The 23,296-nt window shown below is 43.9% G+C and carries 22 protein-coding genes; 6 read left to right on the forward strand and 16 right to left on the reverse strand.

Features of this window, described 5'->3' with window-relative positions; translation table 11 throughout:
* Positions 1-678: 678 nt before the first annotated feature.
* Together AB5I83_RS18640 and AB5I83_RS18645 are read right to left on the reverse strand one after the other, a co-directional pair.
* Entirely contained in the window at positions 679-888 is a 210-nt protein-coding gene (locus tag AB5I83_RS18640) for a hypothetical protein (protein ID WP_448977490.1), read from the reverse strand.
* Positions 889-991: 103 nt separating this feature from the next.
* Positions 992-1,168 (reverse strand): DUF4083 family protein, encoded by a 177-nt coding sequence (locus AB5I83_RS18645; RefSeq protein WP_448977492.1) that lies wholly within the window; start codon positions 1,166-1,168, stop codon positions 992-994.
* Between the two features lie 106 nt (positions 1,169-1,274).
* Between AB5I83_RS18645 and AB5I83_RS18650 the strand changes: the two genes are divergently transcribed.
* Positions 1,275-2,351, forward strand: coding sequence for a Gfo/Idh/MocA family protein (locus AB5I83_RS18650; RefSeq protein ID WP_448977494.1), 1,077 nt, complete (start codon positions 1,275-1,277; stop codon positions 2,349-2,351).
* Between the two features lie 475 nt (positions 2,352-2,826).
* On the opposite strand, the gene AB5I83_RS18655 is transcribed toward AB5I83_RS18650, so the two are convergent.
* Positions 2,827-3,003: an SE1832 family protein gene (locus AB5I83_RS18655; RefSeq protein WP_448977496.1), complete on the reverse strand. Its 177-nt coding sequence runs from the start codon at positions 3,001-3,003 to the stop codon at positions 2,827-2,829.
* Positions 3,004-3,098: 95 nt separating this feature from the next.
* Positions 3,099-3,338: a DUF378 domain-containing protein gene (locus AB5I83_RS18660; protein ID WP_448977498.1), complete on the reverse strand. Its 240-nt coding sequence runs from the start codon at positions 3,336-3,338 to the stop codon at positions 3,099-3,101.
* Between the two features lie 84 nt (positions 3,339-3,422).
* On the opposite strand from AB5I83_RS18660, the gene AB5I83_RS18665 reads away from it, so the two are divergent.
* Positions 3,423-4,301, forward strand: a complete 879-nt coding sequence (locus tag AB5I83_RS18665; RefSeq protein ID WP_448977500.1) for a MerR family transcriptional regulator — start codon at positions 3,423-3,425, stop codon at positions 4,299-4,301.
* Positions 4,302-4,382: 81 nt separating this feature from the next.
* Positions 4,383-6,506: an MMPL family transporter gene (locus AB5I83_RS18670; RefSeq protein WP_448977502.1), complete on the forward strand. Its 2,124-nt coding sequence runs from the start codon at positions 4,383-4,385 to the stop codon at positions 6,504-6,506.
* A 460-nt stretch (positions 6,507-6,966) separates the two neighbouring features.
* On the opposite strand, the gene AB5I83_RS18675 is transcribed toward AB5I83_RS18670, so the two are convergent.
* Positions 6,967-8,427, reverse strand: coding sequence for a protein adenylyltransferase SelO (locus tag AB5I83_RS18675; protein ID WP_448977504.1), 1,461 nt, complete (start codon positions 8,425-8,427; stop codon positions 6,967-6,969).
* An 809-nt stretch (positions 8,428-9,236) separates the two neighbouring features.
* Between AB5I83_RS18675 and AB5I83_RS18680 the strand changes: the two genes are divergently transcribed.
* Positions 9,237-10,133: a 3-hydroxyacyl-CoA dehydrogenase gene (locus tag AB5I83_RS18680; protein ID WP_448977505.1), complete on the forward strand. Its 897-nt coding sequence runs from the start codon at positions 9,237-9,239 to the stop codon at positions 10,131-10,133.
* A gap of 45 nt (positions 10,134-10,178) precedes the next feature.
* Here AB5I83_RS18680 and AB5I83_RS18685 read toward each other — a convergent pair whose 3' ends face one another.
* From AB5I83_RS18685 to AB5I83_RS18715, 7 genes are all read right to left on the reverse strand, one after another.
* Positions 10,179-11,699, reverse strand: a complete 1,521-nt coding sequence (locus tag AB5I83_RS18685) for a UDP-N-acetylmuramoyl-L-alanyl-D-glutamate--2,6-diaminopimelate ligase (protein ID WP_448977507.1) — start codon at positions 11,697-11,699, stop codon at positions 10,179-10,181.
* Positions 11,700-12,092: 393 nt separating this feature from the next.
* Positions 12,093-12,704 (reverse strand): NAD(P)H:quinone oxidoreductase, encoded by a 612-nt coding sequence (wrbA, locus tag AB5I83_RS18690; RefSeq protein WP_448977638.1) that lies wholly within the window; start codon positions 12,702-12,704, stop codon positions 12,093-12,095.
* A 60-nt stretch (positions 12,705-12,764) separates the two neighbouring features.
* On the reverse strand, positions 12,765-13,748 hold the full coding sequence (locus AB5I83_RS18695) for a ring-cleaving dioxygenase (RefSeq protein WP_448977509.1): 984 nt from the start codon (positions 13,746-13,748) through the stop codon (positions 12,765-12,767).
* 228 nt (positions 13,749-13,976) lie between these two features.
* A complete protein-coding gene (locus AB5I83_RS18700) occupies positions 13,977-14,258 on the reverse strand; it encodes a GNAT family N-acetyltransferase (RefSeq protein ID WP_448977511.1) in 282 nt (93 codons plus the stop codon).
* Between the two features lie 81 nt (positions 14,259-14,339).
* On the reverse strand, positions 14,340-14,870 hold the full coding sequence (locus tag AB5I83_RS18705; protein ID WP_448977513.1) for a CBO0543 family protein: 531 nt from the start codon (positions 14,868-14,870) through the stop codon (positions 14,340-14,342).
* 291 nt (positions 14,871-15,161) lie between these two features.
* The gene (locus AB5I83_RS18710) at positions 15,162-16,133 is read right to left on the reverse strand and encodes a PstS family phosphate ABC transporter substrate-binding protein (protein WP_226646869.1); all 972 of its coding nucleotides are present in this window, start codon (positions 16,131-16,133) and stop codon (positions 15,162-15,164) included.
* 112 nt (positions 16,134-16,245) lie between these two features.
* Positions 16,246-17,130 carry a GNAT family N-acetyltransferase gene (locus AB5I83_RS18715; protein ID WP_448977515.1) on the reverse strand — a complete coding sequence of 295 codons (885 nt, stop codon included), beginning with the start codon at positions 17,128-17,130 and terminating at the stop codon, positions 16,246-16,248.
* A gap of 259 nt (positions 17,131-17,389) precedes the next feature.
* Here AB5I83_RS18715 and AB5I83_RS18720 point away from each other — a divergent pair, with 259 nt between their 5' ends.
* A complete protein-coding gene (locus tag AB5I83_RS18720; RefSeq protein WP_448977640.1) occupies positions 17,390-17,830 on the forward strand; it encodes an AhpC/TSA family protein in 441 nt (146 codons plus the stop codon).
* A gap of 269 nt (positions 17,831-18,099) precedes the next feature.
* On the opposite strand, the gene AB5I83_RS18725 is transcribed toward AB5I83_RS18720, so the two are convergent.
* From AB5I83_RS18725 to abc-f, 4 genes are all read right to left on the reverse strand, one after another.
* Entirely contained in the window at positions 18,100-18,591 is a 492-nt protein-coding gene (locus AB5I83_RS18725) for a TspO/MBR family protein (protein ID WP_448977517.1), read from the reverse strand.
* 620 nt (positions 18,592-19,211) lie between these two features.
* The gene (locus tag AB5I83_RS18730; RefSeq protein ID WP_448977519.1) at positions 19,212-19,349 is read right to left on the reverse strand and encodes a hypothetical protein; all 138 of its coding nucleotides are present in this window, start codon (positions 19,347-19,349) and stop codon (positions 19,212-19,214) included.
* A gap of 12 nt (positions 19,350-19,361) precedes the next feature.
* Positions 19,362-19,817: a DUF2269 family protein gene (locus AB5I83_RS18735; RefSeq protein ID WP_448977521.1), complete on the reverse strand. Its 456-nt coding sequence runs from the start codon at positions 19,815-19,817 to the stop codon at positions 19,362-19,364.
* A gap of 144 nt (positions 19,818-19,961) precedes the next feature.
* Positions 19,962-21,899, reverse strand: coding sequence for a ribosomal protection-like ABC-F family protein (gene abc-f, locus AB5I83_RS18740; RefSeq protein ID WP_448977523.1), 1,938 nt, complete (start codon positions 21,897-21,899; stop codon positions 19,962-19,964).
* 463 nt (positions 21,900-22,362) lie between these two features.
* Here abc-f and AB5I83_RS18745 point away from each other — a divergent pair, with 463 nt between their 5' ends.
* On the forward strand, positions 22,363-23,283 hold the full coding sequence (locus AB5I83_RS18745) for a DMT family transporter (protein WP_448977525.1): 921 nt from the start codon (positions 22,363-22,365) through the stop codon (positions 23,281-23,283).
* Positions 23,284-23,296 lie beyond the last annotated feature (13 nt).

Here is a 23,296-nt window from a genome sequence, read left to right on the forward strand (position 1 = left end):
CAAGATAGCGCCGGTTTTATGACAGCTTTCAGATGATAGATCCCTAAGCTGTCAAGATAGCGCCGGTTTTATGACAGGTTTCAGGTATTAGAGCCCTAAGCTGTCAAGAAAAGGCCGGTTTTATGACAGGTTTCAGGTGTTAGAGCTCAAAGCTGTCAAGAAAGCGCTGTTTTTATGACAGGTTTCAGGTGTTAGAGCCCTAAGCTGTCAAGAAAGCGCCTTTTTTATGACAGCTTTCAGCTGATAGAGCTCAATTCTGTCAAGAAAGTGCCTTTTTTATGACAGGTTTCAGCTGATAGAGCTCAAAGCTGTCAAGATAGCGCCGGTTTTATGACAGCTTTCAGATGATAGATCCCTAAGCTGTCAAGAAGGCGCCGGTTTTATGACAGGTTTCAGGTGTTAGAGCTCAAAGCTGTCAAGAAAGCGCTGTTTTTATGACAGGTTTCAGGTGTTAGAGCCCTAAGCTGTCAAGAAAAGGCCGTTTTTATGACAGGTTTCAGCTATTAGAGCCCTAAGCTGTCAAGAAAAGGTCGTTTTTATGACAGGTTTCAGGTGTTAGAGCCCTAAGCTGTCAAGAAAAGGTCGTTTTTATGACAGGTTTCAGGTGTTAGAGCCCAAAGCTGTCAAGAAAGCAGCTTTATTATGACAGGTCTATTTTAGCCGTACAACTGGGCTCCTCTACCGCGAAGCTTTCGGCGGCTGGCACACTTCGCACTTGCGCTGATGATTGTCCTTGAATTTCTTGAAGGGTTTTTCAAAGTTGTTGCCACATTCGCATTTGAAAAGTAATTTTTGCGAAAAACCGTGGTACTCTGTCGTCAACAGCTTACTCTCTGAATTTTTCTCTACAAACTCTTTAATTTTTTCGATTGTCCATCGCTTATTCATCTTTTAGTCCTCCATATATGATCGCCAGGCGGAGGCTTTTCAGGCATCCGTGCAATTCGTATAAATCTAAGTTCCTATTATAGCATGTAGCCAGCGACTTGTTTTACTCTTTATTGTTCTTTTCAAGCAGCTGTATTATTCGGTCCAGCTTTTGTTCTACGCTCTTAGAATTGTCAGGTTTCTTTATAATAAGTGATCTGACAACGTAGAATACTGCAGAAACAATACCCATTAGCAAAATGAAAGAAATAAGCTGAAATAGTAAATCCCCAATGTTCAAAATACTTCCCGCCTCACACTGTATTTTCCATCATTATACTATATTGATTTACATTCCTCCTTCCCGGATTTACTATTAAATTAAATTCTGGACAGGGGTGGTATTTTTGGAAAAGTTTAGAGTGGGTATTATCGGAACGGGTTTTGGCGCAAAGGTACATGCACCAATGATGGATTATCATGAAGGGTTCGAGGTTGTGGCATTATCGAGTGTTTCAAGGGGAAACACGGAAGAAGCAAAGAAAGCAAGCGGGATTGAAAACATTTATACTGATTGGCGAAAGATGCTTGATGAGGAGAATCTCGACTTAGTGGTCGTCGCTTCTGCCGTCCATTTACATAAAGAAATGGTTGCCGCTGCTTTCGAGAAAGGCGTGCATGTTGTCTGTGAAAAACCAATGGCTTTGAATATCGATGAAACAGAAGAAATGAGCACAGAAAGAGATAAGTCGGGGAAATTCGGGCTGATCAACCATGAATTCCGCTTCCTTCCAGCTCGAACTAAGGTAAAAGAAATTCTGGATCGCGGGAAACTCGGGGAGATTTTGCACGTCCGTTATCAATGTTCATTTGCCAGCTACACAGGCCTTATTTCAAAACCTCGCGGCTGGCTGGGACAGGAAGACAAGGGCGGCGGAATGCTTGGCGCAATCGGCTCCCACATGACGGATGCTCTCCATTGGTGGATGGACAGCACTTTTAAAGAAGTATTTGCCCAGCTGCCGATCCATGTCCCAAATCAGACTGATGAGCACGGGAACACTGAACATCGGACAGCCGACGATGCTTTCCAGATTATCGGTTCTCTGGAAAACGGGGCAACCGTCACGCTCGAACTTCTTTCTGCAGCACTCCAGACTGAGCATACATGGCGGCTGGAGATTTTCGGAACGGAAGGAACACTTGTGATGCTGGATGACAACAAAGTCCTGCTTTCTGCAAGAAATTCCGCACTCGAAGAAGTCGAGTTAGCAGCCGATTTAGAGGCTCCTTCCACTATGCCGCAAATCGCAGCACGGTATTATAATGGCTTCCAAAGAGCTTTGGATGCGCTCCATGAAACGCTGCTTTCCGGAACCAAGCATCCCTATCTTGCTGATTTCGGGCATGGACATTCCACTCAAAAAGTATTGGATGCAGTCAGGACCTCTGCACGTGAAGGTCGAAAAGTAGAAGTGAATTGATAGATTCGCTGTTTCAAAAGGCATGAGCCAGGAACTTGACCTGTCTCATGCCTTTTGTTTTTTACATAGAAGACACACCTAATTCTCCAAGTCTTTCATCGGAAAAGCTTCCTAGCAGGATATTAATCAAACGTTTGATTAAAAGTGCCTAAAGCTATGGCCTATGGGAAAAATGGGTTTAATCAAACCTTTGGTCAATATTTTTACAGTTTGCTTGAATATCTGCTAACCAGGCATGAGCTCGTTTTTTTATCCAGCTCATGCCTATTTATTTTCCTTCGCGATATGGAAGGTTGAGCAGAGAAAGCAACAAAGTTTTACGAAAGAAGTCTCGCAAAAAGAAAAGCCTGATTCCTTTCCGGAATAGGCTCGGTTTGGTTTTCAAGAAACCTGGTTTCTACAGATTACCCGTTGTATTTTAAGGAGCTTTTTTTTCTACAGATCACGCAGGATTATATTCTTAAGGAGCTTTTCCCTACAATTCACGCAGCATTGTATTTAAGGAGCTTAATTCCTCTTCAATGGCAGCCAGCCGCTTCTCCAGTGGATGGAGATTTCCTTTTACCGATTCCAATTTTTCGAGATTATGCTGAAGCTGCAAGTACTCGTCCTTCAGTTCGACGATTTTATATTCAATTTCTTTTTTGTCCATTATATGAATCCCCCTGTTTTCGCTACTTCTTTCCTTTAGAATAGTCATCCAGAGAATTTTATTCAAGTTTCCTGGCACACAAAAGGCGTACAGGTTCAATTTCTGTACGCCTTTTCCGCTGATCTTTTATTCACTTTTGATAAAAGCGTGATGCTGTAAATAGCTGCGTGCCCTACAAGGATGTAGACCACTTTAGCGATTGGACGGTCCATGCCTCCGAAAAGACCGCCGACCAAATCCAGTTCAAATAATCCATCCAAAAGCCAATTTAAACCGCCCACATTAAGCAATACTAATGATACCACATTCAGAGTTTTCTTTTCGGCACCACCCATTGTATAATTTTTGTATAATCTTCCGAAATTAATTATACAATTTGCTTGTATAACTTATCTATAATGAAAAGTGGAGGTGAGGAATTGTATAGCATCAAGCAAGTATCAGAAAAACTAGACATTCCCGCCGTTACGATCAGGGCATGGGAAAACCGTTACAATGTCGTTACTCCTACCAGGACCGAGGGCGGCCATCGTTTATATAGCGAAAAGGATCTAAAGACACTCAAGTGGATTAAGACACAAATACACGAAAAAAACATGAAGATCAGTGACGCAGTCAGGCTGCTGCAGGCATCCCCTCCGGATCCGGCTCCTGTCCCGTCTTCATCACAGAATAATAAGTACGAAGAGCTGCATGAAAAGCTATATGAAGCCCTGGTTAATCTTGATACACAGAAGGCAAACCAAATTGCCGATCTCGCTTTTTCTCTGTATGACTATGAAGAAGTGTTCCATCACATATTAGTTCAGGTTTTGTATAAGGTTGGCGATGAATGGGAGAATGGTTCCATTAGCGTAGCTCAGGAACATTTTGCTTCCCAGTTCATTATCAACCGCTGCACCCAATTCCTAAGGATCCTTCCTGTCAATCCCGCACTCCAGAAAGTGCTGGCGTTCTGTCCAGAAGGTGAGCAGCATCAAATCGGATTGATGGTCTTCAGCTTATTTTTAAAGAAGAAAGGCCATGACGTTATCTACTTGGGCCCCAATACGCCATTTGAGGGATTGGCAGAATTGATAACATTGAAGGATGTCAGTGTAGTTGCGATATCGATGACCAACCAAGGTCCAATTGGCAAGGTGGAGGATTGGATTTCTTCCACACTAAAAATAAAGCCATCTTTGAGATTCATTGTTGGCGGCAGCTGCGTCAAAGACTGTCCAAAATCAGAGTCCAAATCTGTGACCTACTCCCTTGGGTTGGATTGGGATAAATGGTATGACTCGTTTATGCGTTGAAATTCATTAACAAAGTTGCCTTTTTTTGCAGAGAAATAGAATGGTAAGATTAAAATGGAATCTAATTAGGGAGGTTTACTAGTGAAAAAGCTGTTGTATCCAATTACGGATTGGGTTTCAACAAAGCGTGGAATGTGGATTACCATCATTGCCTGGCTGGTCCTCATGGTTGGCTTGAGTGCAGGACCAATGCTCAGTGAATATAAAACAACCAACTTCCAATCGCTTCCTGATGAAGCACAATCAATGATTGCTGAGAAAAAAACGGAAAAACTTTTTCCGAATGAACAAGGAACACCGGGAATCCTGGTATTTCATAATAAAAACGGCGACATCAATCTAGATGAAGTCAAAGAAATCCTTACCGGAATCATAGCGGAAGATATCGAGGGAATTGAAACAATCGTTGATATTAGCGCTCTTCCTCCTCAAGCGTTGGGAGGGTTCATCTCAGAGGACGGTTCGACAATGATCGTCCCGATGGAGCTGGAAAAAGGGCTCGGAAACAGCCAGTATTCTGAAATCAATGACAAGGCTCTGGAGACTGGCAATGAGATCACTGAAGATCTTGAAAGCACAGAGTTTTACATTACCGGTCCAGCCGGAATTGCCGGCGACACCGTCAAGCTGTTTGAACAAGCTGACTTTGTTCTGCTGATTGCAACCGTCCTGATTATTTTGATCTTATTAATTGTCATTTATCGTTCACCGCTGCTCGCAATCATCCCGCTGCTTGCTACTGTGATTGTTTATCAGGTCGTCAACCAGAGTGTTGCCTTGATGGGAGCGGGCGGCCTGGAGGTCAGCAGCCAGACATCTTCTATCATGAGTATCCTGCTTTTTGCAGCGGTCATTGACTACTCGCTGTTCGTCTTTTCACGTTATCGCGAGGAACTGAACAAGTATGAAAGCAAATACGAAGCAATGAAATATGCGATGCGCGCAACCGCTGAGCCTGTGTTTTTCGCAGGCGGCACAGTTCTTGCCGCGATGCTCATCTTATTCTTTGCTGATTTCCGCGATTACCTGAATTTCGCACCTGTTTTTGGTACTGCCATGTTCTTTATCATGATCGCTTCCGTTACCCTGCTGCCAGCTCTATTCACCTTATTTGGCCGCAAAGCATTCTGGCCGAAAGTTCCGAAATACGGCCAGGAAACCGAAGTGAAACATGGAATCTGGGGACCGGTCGCTCGCTTCGTCGTGACCAAACCTGGAATCTCAGGCGGAATCGTTGCCGCATTCTTAGTTCTAACAGCATTCAATGTCTTCAATCTCGACTTTGAATTCGATACCGTAAAAAAATTCCCTGAGGACCTTCCTTCACGAGTCGGCTACGAAATCGTCGAAGCAAGGTATGACAAAGGAGAACTGGCACCGACCACACTAGTGATTGAAAGTGATGAGGCTTTTACTGAGGAAGATACAAAAGCCATCGTTGAACAATGGCAAAGCTATGATGAAATCGCCTCCGTACGGTTGTCTGCTCAAACCAAGGATGCAAGGGCCATGAAGCTTAGTGTTGCGCTATCGATGAATCCGTACTCTACTGAAGCCATTGATTTTATCGGGGATTTGCGCTCGGAAACTCCAGAGTTATTGGAGGAACTATCCATTGATGGAGAAGCATACTATAGCGGGGTCACCGCCAAACTTTTGGACGAGCGGGAAATCAATAACCGTGATATCGTAAAAATCGTCCTTCTCGAAACGGTATTGATCCTGGTTCTTTTATACGCTCTCACCCGCGCGATAAAGATGTCCATTTACATGATGGGAACGATTTTGCTATCCTATCTATCGGCGCTGGGGCTGGGAATCTTCCTCGTCGACGTCTTGTTCGGCTTCGAAGCCTTAAGCTCGCGTGTCCCAGTCTACGCCTTCATCTTCCTGGTGGCATTGGGTATCGATTATAACATCATCCTCGCCTCCCGGTTCATCGAAGAGCGTAAGACGCACAAAGTTAAGGACGCCCTTGAAATTGCGATTCGCAATACCGGCGGCGTCATCTCATCCGCAGGTGTCATCCTGGCCGCGACATTCGCAGCGCTGACCACGATGCCAATCGCCGACCTGTTTGTCTTCGGCTTCATCGTCGCAGTCGGCATCCTGATCGACACCTTCCTCGTCCGCGGCATGCTGCTGCCAGCATTGATTCTTTTCTTTGAAAAAGACAAAGAAACATCCGCAGTAAAAGGAAAATAAGATAAAGGCAGTCCCAGCGGTGGGACTGCCTTTATTCGTGTGGTGAACTCCGTTGCAGAACCTTTGACGATGACGGACACTTTTTCTTGTTTGCCTCTGGTTTTTGTCCGTCATGGCTCTGATGACGGACATTTCTTCATGTTTCTCTCGAGGTTTTGTCCGTCATGGACCTGATGACGGACACTTCTTCATGTTTCTCTCGAGGTTTTGTCCGTCATGGACCTGATGACGGACACTTCTTCATGTTTCTCTCGAGGTTTTGTCCGTCATAGCCACGATGATGGACACTTTTTCAGGATGCCCACATGCTTTTGTCCGTCATAGCCATGATGATGGACACTTTTTCAGGTTTCCCACATGGTTTTGTCAGTCATAGCCATGATGACGGTCACTTTTTCAGGATTCCGACATGCTTTTGTCCGTCATACACCTATAACAGCGACATTGCCCACCTTAACGCTTACGTACCACAAAATGTACGATATGGTCTTGCTGCTGGTGGTGCAGGTTTGCAGTATTCTGCCTGTTCAGCTGAATGCTCATATGGGTTGGCAAGGATTTCGAGCAATTTCACCATGACACTCAAGTCACCGTTTACAGCCGCTTCCAACGCTTCCTCCACCCTATGATTGCGCGGGATGACGCCTGGATTGCTGTCGCGCATCAGCTCCTGTGAGTCTTCTTTTGATTGCTCCTGGCGACCGAGTCTTTCCTGCCATTTTTCATGCCACTTTTTGAACTCCTCAGCTCCGAACACCTCCGATCCTTCAAGCTGGTCGAATGTCAGGGCTTTAAACGTATTCGTAAAATCAGCTTTGTGTTGGTGCATCAGGTTCAATAAATCCGAAATAAGGCTTTTATCTTCTTTTTCCTCATTAAAAATCCCCAATTTCAATCTCATTCCAGATAAGAATTCAACCTCAAATATCTCTGGGAATTCAGAAAGAGCTTCCTCTGCCAGCTTTACAGCCTCATCTTCATCTTCATGCAGCAAAGGCAACAATGCTTCAGCGAAGCGTGAAAGATTCCAGCCGCCGATATACGGCTGGTTCCCGTAGGCGTAGCGCGCATCCCTGTCGATAGAACTGAAGACGGTCGCCGGATCATACGAATCCATGAATGCACAAGGTCCGTAGTCAATGGTCTCCCCGCTGATTGTCATGTTATCGGTGTTCATGACACCATGGATAAAACCAACATGCTGCCATTTCGCAATCAATGCTGCCTGACGCTTGATTACTTTTTTCAAAAAGGAAAGATAGCGGTTATCCTCCGCTGCGACCTCAGGGTAATGGCGCTCGATGGCATAATCAGCCAGGGCACGCAGGTCCTCTGTCTTACCCCAGTTCGCCGCAAACTGGAAGGTTCCAACCCTCAGATGGCTTGCTGCCACACGTGTAAGGACTGCCCCTGTCTGCATCGTCTCGCGGATGATTTGCTCTCCCGTTGTTGCTACTGCAAGACTTCTGGTAGTCGGGATTCCCAATCCAACCATCGCTTCACTGATGATAAATTCCCTGAGCATAGGCCCGAGCCCCGCCCGGCCATCTCCCCCGCGAGAATACGGTGTCCGTCCTGATCCTTTCAGCTGAATGTCGAACCTCTCACCATCCGGTGTAATCTGCTCGCCCAGCAGCACCGCCCTTCCATCCCCAAGCATGGTGAAATGACCGAATTGATGTCCGGCATATGCCTGGGCAAGTGGAGTTCCACCTTCTGGGATCTCGTTGCCGCCCAACAGAGCAGCACCTTCATCAGCTTGTAAGGCTTCTGGGTTTAGACCCAGCTCTTCCGCAAGCGACTCATTGAAAATGACCACTTCAGGATCTTCTACAGGTGTTGGACTCTGCAGTCTATAAAATATTCCAGAAAGGCGCGAATAGCTATTATCGATATTCCAGCCAGGTTGATTGTTCGTCATTTGGATTGCCTCCTTTTTCATACTGCTTTTCATTTAATATACCCTTCGCTAATGCAGGAAAGCGGTGTTTAACATAAAGGAATTTATACCCAGTACTATCCATATATTTATTTTACATCATCAGGGGAGTGATAAACACATGACAGCTTCTGCAAACTGTAAGGAAAGCCAGCTTCGCTTTGCCTCAACAGCAGCGATTATTGGTGGTTATTCCCCATCCTCCACCACCCCCCGCACACTTCGATACAGCTCGCTGCTCTTCATCCTTTAAACACCTATTTAAAATCTTATTTAATGGTCATTTTTTGCTCTCCTGCTCGTCAAAATGTCTAAGAAACTCCTTTTTATAGACATTTCCTTACCCTTCGCTTCCCAAAGTGTCTAAGAAACACCTTTTTATAGACATTTCCTTACCCTTGGCTTCCCAAAATGTCTTAGAAACACCATTTTATAGACATTTCCTTACCCTTCGCTTCCAAAAATGTCTAAGAAACTCCTTTTTATAGACATTTCCTCCCCTTCGCTTCTCAAAATGTCTTAGAAACCTCTTTTTATAGACATTTCCTTCCCTTCCACTTCCAAAAATGTCTAAGAAACGCATTCCTAAAGATATCTCCACCATTCAAGTTCCAAAATGTCAAAGAAACTCCTTCCTAAAGATATCTCCATCCTTCAAACTCCTCAAAATGCCCGTCCTCCTTCCTCATATGCTAAAATCCAAACCAATAATTGTTTGGTTTCCAATTAAAAAAATACTTTTTAAGAATAATAAATAAGGGTAAATAAATAGCAAAGAAAGGAGAATGACCATGAATTATAAAAACATCACTGTCGCCGGAAGCGGCGTTTTAGGAAGCCAGATTGCTTTCCAAACTGCGTATAGCGGTTTTCATGTATCTGTTTACGATATCAGCGACGAGGCAATAGAGGGAGCTAAAAATAGAATCATGCTCCTTAAGCCGCGTTATCAGCAGGATCTTGGTGCTTCTGAACAGGATCTCGATGCGGCCTACAATCGCATTACTTTTTACAGTGATCTTTCCCAAGCTGTAAAAGATGCTGATCTCGTTATCGAGGCTGTCCCTGAGGTTATCGGAATCAAGACTGATTTTTATACAAAACTAGGACAGGCCGCTCCTGAAAAAACAGTATTTGCAACAAACACTTCTACTCTGCTGCCAAGCCAGTTTGCCGAAGCGACTGGGCGCCCGGAAAAATTCCTCGCTCTGCACTTCGCAAACGAAATCTGGAAAAATAACACCGCCGAAGTCATGATGCATCCTGGAACAGACAAGGCCGTATTTGATGATTTATTGGAATTCGCTAAAGCTATCGGCATGGTCGCCTTGCCATTATACAAAGAGCAGCCAGGCTATATTTTGAATTCATTGCTTGTTCCATTCCTGGAAGCAGGTCAAATGCTGCTGATGAAGGAAGTCGCAGATCCGGAAACAATTGACAAAACCTGGATGATTGCAACCGGAGCACCGAAAGGACCATTCGCGATCCTCGATATCGTCGGGATTACCACAGCCTACAATATCGCCAATGCCAAAGGAGAGGCAGGCATCCCAGGCTTCAAGGAGCTGGCGGAATTATTGAAAACAGAATACATTGACAAAGGAAAACTTGGTGTTGCAACCGGTGAAGGATTTTACAAGTATCCGAACCCAAGCTATGAGCAGCCAGGTTTCTTGAAAGAGTAAATAGAAAATAGCCTAATCCAATTGAGGATTAGGCTGCTTTTATCTCTACCCTTGGACATACTCCATGCCGCGGATTTCTTTTTCAAATAGGAAGTAGTTTTGGATGATATCTTTGTCCGAATGCGGGATCCTTTCTCCTTTTACCAGCTGTGCCCCATTGATACACCCGCTGGTCAGGACAATCAAATCCTGTTCTCTGCTTAGATTTAGAGCGGCCAGGACACCTTCATGACGAGTAGGCGCTCTATGAATATTGCCAGCGCGCGGATTTTTAAAACCGCTAAGAACCTTATTGATAATATCCTCCGGATCATGAAAGCCCGGGTGATCAACCGAAACCACGATTTCATCGGCTTCTCCTTCAATTGCCTGGGCCATTTGCGGCATCTTCTCCCAATCCCTGATCCCGATTCCCGCGATCATCACAATCAGGCGGCGATGAGGCATTTTTTTCACCTCTTTGATCAGGTTTTTCAAGGCAGGAGGCGTGTGTGCGTAATCAAGGATGATGTTGCGATTGCCATATTCCTGCAACACTTCAAGCCTGCCTTCAGGGCTTTCAAGCATTGTGATTGCAGGGAGAATCTCCTGAACTGTGAACCCAGAATGCAGCGCGGTACATACTGCTGCCAAAAGGTTAGCGACATTATAATTGCCGAAAACCGGAGCCCTGACGATATAAGACTCTCCTCTGACGACCATTTCAAAAACTGTCCCTGCTGCAGACATTTTTAAGTTGCTTGCTTTCACGTCAGCCTTAGCATTTTTATCAAGGCTGTAGGTCAGCACCGGACCGTTGAAAATTTCCAGGATTTCAGCTGACATTCCCTCATCATCCATATTCACCACAGCCTGTTTTGCCTGGCGGAAAAGCTTTAGCTTAGCTTTGCGATAATTTTCAAATGTTTGATGGAATTCAAGGTGTTCAGGGGTCAGGTTGGTATGTATGGCAACATCAAAGACGATTCCCTCTACCCGCTTCTGTTCAATGGCCACAGAGGTTACCTCCATTGAAGCAAGCTCGTCACCCTGAAGATGCATTTGATTGAAAATCGAATGTAAATCAATGGATTCAGGTGTGGTCGGGGTTGTCTGGCTGAATTCAATCCGGCCCTTTGAAGTAAACATGCCAATCGTTCCAATATATCCGCTTGGCATGCCCAAATTTGTCATCAGCGACTTCACATATGCTGCAACAGTGGTTTTTCCATTCGTACCTGTGACCCCCACCGTTTGGATTTTTTCATGTACCCGGCCATGAAAGATGATGGAGATATTCGCCAGGAAGCTTCGCGCGTTTTCAGTTAAAATGAATGTCACTTCGGGATACTGCTGAGACCCTTCCTCAAGCCGCTCAGTGTTCTCACCGACAATGACAGCGGCTCCCCTCTCAACGGCTTCTTTTATATACAAATGGCCATCATGGTTTTCCCCGCTCATGCAGACAAACATCGATTCCTTTGTCACTTTCCTTGAGTCATAACAAATAGCTGATACTTCCTGATCTGTTTTCCCCCAAATCCTCTTAATTGAAAGCTGGCTGTGTTGTTTGAAATGAATATACATACTTTCTCTCCTTTTGAGTGGAATATCGTCGAAAGGTTTTCGGTGGATAGTCATCGTGGAGCAAAAACTGGAGATGCGGATTTTACTATTTAGTCTGCGTTTTTTTCCCAATCCTAGTCAGTCAGACTTTACCCTTTACCCAAAAGAAAAGTGGATACTCCCTTCCCGGCACATCCGTTACCTGCTTTTTGTTCATTCTTTCAGTTCCCTACTTCTCGCATCCTTACAATTTCCAGCAAATTTGTTAGCTCATCACTTTGCGCATTTTCAGTTTCCCTAAAAATCGCCCAATGCAGCTGCATGTACGAAAGCTTCACTCACATACGAATACAGCCTTTTCAACACAAAAAGACGAACAGTCCCAAAACTGTTCGTCTTTTAAAAACTATTCTATTATTGATTTCCGTTTTTAACCCATCCAGCAACCGTTACAGTGCGTTTAGCCTGATATTTTACCGCAGCTTCGACGTCTTCAATCATGTTGCCGTCCTGGTCTACGGTTACGCTTGTGCCATATGGATTGCCGCCGGCACCGAATGTTACCGGGTCGCTGTAGCCAGGTGCCGCAACGATTGCACCCCAGTGGTACATTGTCGTATAGAGTGACAGAATGGTCGCTTCCTGCCCGCCATGCGGGTTTTGCGCAGAGGACATGGCGCTTACGACTTTGTTCACTAGCTTGCCTTGAGCCCAGAGGCCGCCTGTTGTATCAAGGAATTGCTTCATTTGAGACGGCATGTTTCCGAATCGTGTAGGCACGCTGAAGATGATGGCATCTGCCCATTCAAGGTCGTCCGGAGTCACTTCAGGGATATCCTTTGTTTTTTCTACAGTCGCCTTCCATGCTTCATTGCCTTCAATCGCTGATTCAGGCGCTAATTCCTTCACTTTAAAAACCTTCACTTCTGCTCCAGCTTCTTTAGCACCTTCTGCAGCCCATTTCGATAGCTGTACATTCGTTCCACCCATGCTGTAAAAAATTACGGCTAATTTGACCATATTGATTGCCTCCCTTATTTAATACTACATTAAGGTATTTCCACTAATCTCCTATGACAAACTACCTTACAGATACTCTTTTTCAATATTACGTGAACTGCGGACTGTATCGATCGGGCGTACAAAGTCCTCAATCTGCTCCCGCTTCGATTCAAGGAACGGCGGCAATGACAATTTTTCACCGAGTGTTTCGTATGGTTCGTCACCCATGAAGCCCGGTCCGTCTGTTGCCCATTCGAACAAGATTCCCGGTGCAACACGGGCATACAAGGATTCAAAGAAGAATCGGTCAACATAACCAGATGTGCCGAACCCAGCAGCTTTCATATGATCGATCCACTCATAAAGAACCGATGTGTCGGCAACACGGAATGCTGTGTGATGCACGGTACCGAATCCCTGGCGTCCTGCCGGCAGCACTTTATTGTCCTCAACGATGACCTGCGCACCGTTCCCGCCTTCACCCATTTCAAAAAGATGCAGGGAACCTTCCTGTCCGACTTCACGCATATGCATGACTTTTTCCAGTACCTCTTTAAAATAGTCAAAGCGCGAGATCCGAATATGGATTGGTCCTAAACCCGTGATTGCGAACTCCAGCGGAACAGGTCCGTTTTGCCAAGGAGTTCCCGAAGCGACTCCCTCATTGAACTCATCCGATATCAGCATGTATTGCTGATCATCAAAATCGACGAATGAAAGAGTCTTTTTACCGAACAATTCCTTGATGCCCGTATGCTTGACGTCATATTTATCGAATCGCTTCACCCAGTAATCGAGGGCATCATCTGTCGGCACACGGAAGCCCGTTTTATAAATCTCATCCGTTCCATGGGACCCTTTTGGGATTCCCGGAAAATCGAAGAACGTCATATCTGTGCCCGCTGACCCTTTATCGTCCGCGAAAAATAAATGATAGGTGCGGATATCATCCTGATTGACCGTCTTTTTGACAAGGCGCATTCCCAGAACATAAGTGAAGAACTCATAGTTCTTCTCCGCACTGCTGGTGATGGCCGTAACATGGTGAATTCCTTTTAACTCGTTCAAGTTGTCTCCCCCTTTATCTCGAAACCGAGATATTAATCCAAAAAATATCTATTCTTACTTTATCCTTAACGACTTTGGAAAAAACACAATATCTTGAATTCGAGATAATTTTATCATGTGGATAGTTTCATGTCAACCTGGACAAAAGCGCACGTGCTTTAGTTGCCCTAACAATCGACGCCCATGTTCAAGAGCAAAAGCCTTTGAGCTGACCCAAAGGCTTTCAGGCTATTTCTTTAGAACTTCCTTGTACTCCGATTTTCTCTCGAATTCTCTTTGCGCAAAGGAACAGACCGGCTCGACTTTCAATCCTTCATATTTGGCCTTTTCCACAACTTGGCGAACCAATTCCTCTGCTACTCCTTGGCCGCGATTCGCAGGGTCGACGCCCGTATGGTCAATAATGAGAACTTCATCTCCATCACGCGTATAGGTTACTTCCCCTACCTCAAGTCCATCTGCGTCCTTTGCAACAAAACGACCATCTTCTTCTGTATATTCGAACGACATAATTCTTCCTCCTCATGGAAAAACCTTTTCTTCCTCTTATTCCCGCCAAAGAAGAGATTACTCGTCTTTCTACAATTTTTCCTAACGAAAAACTTTAGAAGGTACATCAAAAGTATTCCACAGAAAAACAACAAAAACAGCCGAGAAGATCCAGGCTAATAGCGGTCTATGAAAATGGACTTTCAATATAAAGAACATGACCGCATTAAAAAGAACGGACCAGCCAATATTCCAGCCATTGTAGTACTTGATTAAATGGAAATGCCAGTCGATCGTTTCATTGATATAATAAATCATCACCCATGCTAAATAATAAAACCATTTCATGAAGAGGCCTTGCCTGGGAAAATGAGCTAAATAGGCAAGAACTGTCGCAGGATATTTTAATAACATAATTGAAAACGAAATATGCGTATTGGTGATTCCTATTTCCCTGTCTGCAGATGAGGGTACATATTTCCACATTGGATAATGATCAGACAATAAGTACATGTAAATAAAATCACCGAGCATAAAGAATAGGATAGTCGGATAGTACCTTCTCCAGTTCCTCCAATCCCCCAATATTATTAAGATGCCCAGCCAAAAAATCGCATAAATCGCATTCGTCATGGTTTTGCCTCACAAATCATTATTTACAAATAAAGGAAACTCCCATCTATTATACCCATTCCACTGATGATTATATCTACATCCAGTTATTTGCTGGCAATAATCTAATCCAAAGGAGCAATGATACAAATGGCCGGAATTAGAAAATTAGCAAGCAGTTCTTTAATTGAAATGTCTAATCAAATAAAACAAGCAGGAGAACAATGAAGTTCCCCTGCTTTCTTTTTGCTTATTTAAGTTGTCATTTCTAGTTATTCTAGTTCTGCTTTGCTTAATTCGAGTCAACTTTGTTTATTTCAAGTCTTCCAGTTCTGCTAATGTCGCCTGGATGTCTTCGTCAGACAGTGGAGCGAATCCTGTTTCAGCCGCAACATCCTGTGCATTTTCCATTGTGAAGATTGCATAGTCAAGCACTTGTGGCTTTTCTTTTGCCATGTTCACGTTCAAGTATGTGAACACCGGACGTGTGAATGGAGCGTATTTTCCATCTTCCTTGATCGATTCAAGAGAAGGTTCAATAGGACCGTTACCGAAATCCACTTTTACAGCAGACAATTTGTCTTTGTTGCTTGCATAATATCCATATCCGAAGAAACCGATACCGTTCTTGTCTTTTGATACTAGATCAACAAGGGTTGCATAGTCCTGCTGAAGATTGATACCTTCTACAAGATCTTTTTCCTCGAGGATTTTTTCGAACATGAACTCATATGTCCCGTGGTTTTCGTTAGGGCCGTAAGTCTTAATCTCTTCAGCTGGGAAGTCAGCGCGGACATCAGACCACTTTTTCTTTCCGCCTTCAGCCAGGAAGATATCAACGATTTCTTCTTTTGTCAGTTCCTTAGCCCAATCATTCTCTTTATTAATAACGATGGTAATACCATCTAAAGCTACTTTCATTTCTTTTACATCGATACCTAGCTCTTCAGCTTGTGCTTTTTCTTCATCTTTGATCTGGCGTGATGCATCATTGTAGTCTGTTCCATCTTCAACTAGGAATTTCTTGAATCCGGCAGAAGTTCCAGAGCGGCTTACTTCTACAGAGACATCTTCTTGTTTGCTCATATAGTTCTCAGCCATTTTTGCCATGAAAGGGTAAACCGTACCTGAACCATCAATTACGACGCTGCCTTCAAGTTGAGTTTCAGTTTCATTAGAACCATTTGTCGCTTCTGCGTTGCTTTCTCCATCCGAACAAGCTGTTCCGAAAGCCATTACACCAGCAAGCATAGTAAACATCGCTAACTTTTTAAAACTCTTCATTCCTTAATTCCCCCTAATATTATGTCCCTTGCTACAAGAACAAGATTACTAGAGAGTTATTAATGTGGTTTTAAGGAGTTGTAAATAAATCGAAAAGGATTGTTAAGGATTGTTAACAATTGTAAAGTTGTTTGACCATCCAAACTTGCTCTTCCCATTGTTTAAATCCACATTCCGCTAATAATTCCAATAGCTCAGTATTCTCTTCGGGCGTATTGACCGTTGTTCTTTGGAAAGCCCTGTCCAGCGGCGAAAAAGAATATTTCAGGAGCCCCTTCATGATATCTTGCCGATCGTCCCTGCCTTTCGCGACTTCCAGCTGCAGCAGTCCGATACTTGAAACTGCCCCTTCTTTATAAAACTTTTTAAAAAGAGAGTAACCTGCAATCTCGTTCTGCTCATCCCACAGAATCACTGCATTCCCACCATGAACATTGTCTTTGTGATTTTGCCAAGAGGTTTCATGCCGGTAAAAATCAACCTTGTTTAATTCAATCGGTGCCACGAGCTCGGCATGATAGGTCGAGATGTTATTAAATATGCCTTTCGGAAATTGCTCATTATATTGTAGGAACATCATCTTCTTAACGAGTTTAAAACCAAGAGATTGATATAGTTGAATGGCACCTTCATTTCTGGAAATCGCCTCGAGAGTTGCGTACCTCACCTGGTTCTCCCTGTAAATATCCAGTGCCGTATTCATCAGTTGCTTCCCTATCCCCTTTCCCCTCAGCTCCTTCGCTACCCCGGTCCCGCCATTCCAGGCAATCACTTCACCATTAATTCTCTTGATACCGCTTAGCACTATTCCGGCAGGCTTGCCTTCATAGTAAGCAACAACAGAGTGCTCCGGCGAAATCCCTTCCAATCCGAAGCGGCTCGCAAATGTCTCAATCGTTTTTACCTGGTCGTAAAAATAACCTTCAAACCCTCGATTATAAGCCTCTACCCCATCTTTTAACGGACAATCACTCAACCTCTTGATTTCGACTTTCATGAAAAATCCCTCCTTAGCTTTTTAAAATAAACCGACTGTTTAGTTTATTTTATGATCTATTTTCATAAAATTGCAAAAATATATTTCGACAACATCCAAACTTTTCATTACGGAGGAACTTCTATATGCTTTTACTAAAGGATGTGATTTGATGAATTATGTACTGGAAACTACCAATACTGAGCAAACCATCACATTAGAAGAAGCCATTCAAGGCCGGAAAACAATGGTCGTATTTGTCCGCCACCTCGGCTGACCAATCTGCCGACAATACCTTGCGCAGTTGCGCGAGCGAATAAATGAAGTAGAAGCAGCAGGCTACCGGGTCATTGCGGTTGCTCCTTCAAAAGGAACATTTATCAAGCAATTTGTGGACCAGTTCGGTCCATTCCCTTTTCCGATTTTAGGGGACCCTTCGCGAAAAGCGTATCGGGGCATGGGACACAAAACGATGCCGAAATGGAAGCTTCTCGCGAAAGCAGGCATCGGGTTCATTACGGGACAGGTCAAGGATTTTATACCTAAAGAAGAAAAGCAGAAAGAATTCGTCATGAAATCGATGAAAACACAGGATGTGTATATCCAGGGAGGAACCTGGCTTTATTCAGCAGAAGGCAAACTCTTGTGGAAGCATATCGATGACTCACCAGAGGACCATGCCAAAATCGACGAAGTCTTGGAGCAAATGAAAAAACGCTGATCAGCTTAACCCGCGATCAGCGTTTTTTCTTATCATTTTTATCAGAAGCTTGTTCAAACAACTGTGAAATATAGCCTTTCAATTCAAAACCTTCTTCATTCATGAATTCCTTGATTTGTTTCATCTTAATCTACCTCCGTTATTAATATGCTGTTGGTTCTATTATTCCCACTCTAGCAAACTTTTATTCACCCAATTTTTAGAATTATTGGTAGTCTATTAGTTTAGACGGAGGATAGATTAAAATAGTTGCATAATTCAGTAAAAAATTATTCCTTATTTAGTGTCCACATGCTGTAATTGAGCTGAAGCGCATAAGCAACCCATGCTATATACGGCAGCATCAATCGGCCGGCAACTTTATCTTTTTGATAATATTGATAAGTTGTCAATGTAATCATGCCTAGTAACAAGCCAATCTCCGCAAACGCAACTCCGCGAAGGTTCCATTTAAAAAATAAGAACGACCAGAGAAAGTTCAATCCAAGCTGGATATCATACAGAGCCTCCGCGGTGGCAGTCGGTTTCTTCTTCATCGACACCCGGTAATTCGCCAGCCCCATCGTCGCGTACAGGCCCGTCCACATCACCGGAAACACCCATGAAGGCGGCGCATAATCCGGCCTCTCCAGCTTGCTGTACTTCTCCTTCGCCTTCCGGGTCGCAATCATACCCGTCACCATCCCGCCAACAACCGGAATCAGCAGCTCCTTCAGTAACTTGCCCTTATCGACCTTTCCATTTACCGAAAACACACTCATCTAGATGATCACCTGCCTTTATCATATATTTTCCTATTTTCGAGTAAAAAAACACATGCGACGGAAATGATTATGACTTGAGCCACCCATTCGGACAGCTTTTGCTTTGTTGCGCCATAACTTGTCTTAATAACTTCGGTTTCTTGACAGCTTTGGGCTTGTTGAACTCAAACCTGTCTTAATTCCTTCGGTTTCTTGACAGCTTTTTGCTTGTTGAACCCAAACCTGTCTTAATAACCTCGGTTTCTTGACAGCTTTGGGCTTGTTGAACCCAAACCTGTCTTAATTCCTTCGGTTTCTTGACAGCTTTGGGCTTGTTGAACCCAAACCTGTCTTAATTCCTTCGGTTTCTTGACAGCTTTGGGCTTGCTGAACTCAAACCTGTCTTAATCACTTCGGTTTCTTGACAGCTTTTTGCTTGTTGAACCCAAACCTGTCTTAATAACCTCGGTTTCTTGACAGCTTTTGACTTGCTGAACCTAAACCTGTCTTAAATTGCCCTTTCTTCTGACAACCTTCCCTCGTTTGACACCAAACCTGTCTAAACTTCCTCACCAGCGGCACGCAGAAACAACAAAAAAAGCGCCAGCCAATATGGCTAGCGCTCTCCCTTAATCAAGCTATTTTACAAACACATAAGGATTTCCGCCGATGGATTTCCTCATTTCTTCTGTAATGACGATGCTTTTTGGCTGGCTCGCTTCAGAAACTTGTTTGTTTTCTCCGTGTCCATCATAAAACATTGGCTTTGCTTGCATGTTCATTTCCCCCTAGAATGGTTTTGTTGACATAAGTACGATCAGTACAACGGCTGCGACATGAGCGATGCCGTTAAGCTTTGCGGCTTTTCTATCCAGCTGGTGATATTCTGGCGATAATTCGCCGTCATTGCTGTTCATGACGATATCGACCTGTTTTTCGATTGTCTTTGGAAGCATTCCTGCAACGACAGGCTGAATCAGCACATATATAACCAATGAGCCGATGAACCATCCTTGTGACCACAATGTTGGGTTGACAATCGCCATCAAAATCCCGCTTGCCAACAAGGTGAGCGATCCCACCTTGGCAAATACTTCTATCTTTTTATTAATCTCAAAACATACTTTTGCATTGGTTACTGATTTAGCACCGAACTTGGCGACAACCGGCATGCCAAAGCTCGCTCCTAAACCAACAACGGCCGCGATCACATGAATAAGCACAAATAATCCATATAATGTCATGTAAATCCCCCTAAACCTTTTTACCTATTATTTATACCATAAATATTCCTTTTTAAGGGTAAAAATTACTATATTTCCAACTTATTTATAGTGTTTAACTCACACTAAAAAAAGAAGCATGAAAAAATTCATGCTTCCTCATCCTTACTCACCGGCACTCAGCCACATTTCCATCGCCATTTCAAGCTCGGTATTCAAATACTGCTTCCTGCTATACAGCTGATCCAGCTCTTCATAATCCTGTTTGACGCCCATCACAAGATCAAGCTCCGTGATTTCTTTTTCCAGGCTTTCAATCCTTTTCAAAAGCTTCGCACCAGAGTCTGGTTTCGCTACTCGCTGACCCCTTTCCTTTTTTGCACCCTGGTCAGGTTGCCCAACTCGCTCCATCTTTTTCTCCTTCACACTCGACACCACTTCAAGCTTAGTTTTCTCCCTTTTATAATCATCATAATTTCCGGCATAGCTCTTCAAGCCGCCATCCTCAACGGCAATCACGCGCTCACCGATTTTATTGATAAAATAACGGTCGTGGGAAATGAAGAAAATCGTGCCCTTAAAATCTTCAAGTGCTGCTTCCAGTGTCTCAATGGAATCGATGTCCAGATGATTCGTCGGCTCATCGAGGATCAGCAAATTGATATCCTGATACATCAACATCGCCAGCTTTAAGCGAATCCTCTCACCCCCTGACAGGAACTTCACTTTCTTGAAGACACTCTTTTTGTAAAACATGAACTTCGCCAGGTACTCACGTGCTTTCCCTTCGACAATTGAGATATCCTCACGAAAACACTCCAACACCGTCAGCTCTTCATTTTTAAACTCGATCTTCTGAGGCAGGTAGGCGGCCATCACATTTGCGCCCAACTCAATCACACCCGCGTCAGGCTGTTCTTCACCTAGAAGCATCTTCAGGAGAGTCGTCTTGCCGCTGCCATTCGGCCCAACAAGACCGACTCGCTCACCGTAATGAACCATTAAATCAGCATTATCAAAAATCACCTTATCCTCATAACGCTTGGAGACTCCGATCGCCTTGATCGTCTCTTTTCCCGACCTCATACCATCGCTAAAATGAAGCCTCATATTCCTGCGCTCAAAAATCGGTTTATCGATGCGATCCAGCTTATCGAGCTTCTTTTGGATGCTCGCTGCCCGCCTGAAGAATTTGTTATTGTCCGCCCTCAGCGCCCAATCGCGCAGGCTCGTCACCTGATTCTCCATATTATTGATTTTCTTCTGCTGCTCGCGGAACTGATCGTATTGGACCCGCATGTTCTCTTCTTTTTGACTGATAAAAGCAGAGTAATTCCCTCTATAGCTGATCGTTTCCATATCTTCAATCTCGACGATCTTATTGACGACGTTATCAAGGAAATAGCGGTCATGTGAGACAATCAGCACGATGCCTTTATAATTTTTCAGAAATCCTTCAAGCCACTCAATGGAATCCATATCGAGATGGTTCGTCGGCTCATCCAGCAGCAGGATATCCGGCTGGTGTACCAGGATTTTCCCGAGACCCACAGTTGTCTTCTCCCCGCCGCTCAGTAAATCGAAATCCCTCTGTAAAAAGTCCTCGGAAAACTTAAGCCCAGTGCAAACCTTGCTCAGCTTCTCCTCCTGATCATATCCTCCTCTTGCTTCGTATAAATTCACAAGATCACTATATTTATTGAGCGCTTTTTCCAGAGCACCATCTTCCAACACCTGCATCTGTCCCTCTATCTCGCGCATCTCTTTTTCAATCCCGTGAACCTCTTCAAAAGCAAGGTTCAGCACATCGATTACTTTCAATCCGGCCGGATAAGATGGCATCTGCTCAAGGTAAGCAAAAGACGCTCCTCTAGGGCGATGAACCAGCCCCTCATCATATCCCGGGCTTGATGTCTGAGGGTAGCCGGGATAATAATGCATCCTCTCGATTCCAGCAATCACTTTGAGAACCGTGCTTTTTCCGCTTCCGTTCGCGCCTACGATTCCTACCTTATCCCCTTCAAATGCTTCCAATGTAAAATTGTTCACGACCAGCGTCGCTTCCATATATTTTTTGATTCCGTGCACTTTCAGTTCTAACATATCCATTCCTTCTTTCATCCATAATGAAGCTACGCTTTTATGGACAGCCAAGAAGAACTCATTTACTATTCGATTTTTCTCATATAAAAAAGACCGTAGAAACTCCTACAGTCTTGAATCAACATTTTTCAGCAAGCTCAAATAAGCCCATGCCAAAAATTCACGATCACGATTCAGTAAAGTAAGTTTTCTTCTAATTGCTGTGATCCCATAAAGAGCATAACGAAATAAACCTATGCATATAGGCTTTTTACACTCTGTACAAAATCCCTTATTAATAAAATTAATAATTAGCAATTAGATGTTGGTTCCATAAACTTACTTTCCCTCCTCAAACATTTGCTTCATTATCTCAGATTTACATTATTTTGTAAATAACAATGGATAATTTTTCATGATTCTTCTTCTTCCAAGACAAGCATAGGATGGTAAAAAACTTGTCCGCTAGAAAGGATTCTGTGCCATGATCCCGTTTCGAACTAAGCTTACCGCGTCTGTTTATGCTTTATTATCGATCAGTTTCTGGGGAGTTTCCTTTGTTTCTGCGAAAGCTGTACTCGGGAAGCTTGACCCCTATTCCCTATTGGTGCTTCGCTTTGGCATCGGTGCTTTGTTTTTATTGTTTATCCTGCTGTTAAATCGTTATCGTTTGCGGATTTCGATCAGATACATTCCTCATTTGGTAGTCCTCGGAATTCTCGGTGTATTCATTCACCAAGTCCTCCAGGCAACAGCCTTGTTAACAATCAATGCTTCATCGGCCGGATGGCTCATTTCGTTCTCTCCGATTTTCACCGTTCTGCTGTCGGTCCTTTTTTTGCATGAAAAGATGGATCTAAAGAAAGGAATTGGAATGGTGGTCGCTATAGCAGGTGTCTTTCTTGTCACCACCACCCGGAGCGGCCATTCCTTCGAATTCGCCTTAAACATCGGTTTCATTTTGATGATTCTGAGCACACTGAACTGGGCGGTCTATTCCATCCTGTTAAAAAGGCTGCAAATTCCCTATCCGGCTCTTTTGGTGACATTTTACATGAGCTTGATCGGCTTTGTGCTCACCCTCCCTTTTATCATCCGCAACAAAGGCTGGGAATCCCTGCCCTTGCTGACACAGACAGAGTGGGCACATCTTCTTTTCCTGGCGATATTCGTGTCTGGAATTGGCTATTGGTATTGGGGAAAGGCGTTGGAAGTATTGGATGCATCAAGGGTGTCCACGTTCATCTACCTCGAGCCTTTGGTCACCCTGGTTGCCGCCATCTTTCTTTTACATGAAAAATTCATCCTCATAAGTGCCATTGGCGGAATCATAATTATTATAGGAGTGGCCATTGTCAATGGCGGGCTTGCGCGCTTACTGGCAAGCACGATTTTAAAAAAATGAAGAAGGTGGGAGT

The sequence above is a fragment of the Mesobacillus sp. LC4 genome (assembly GCF_053543455.1).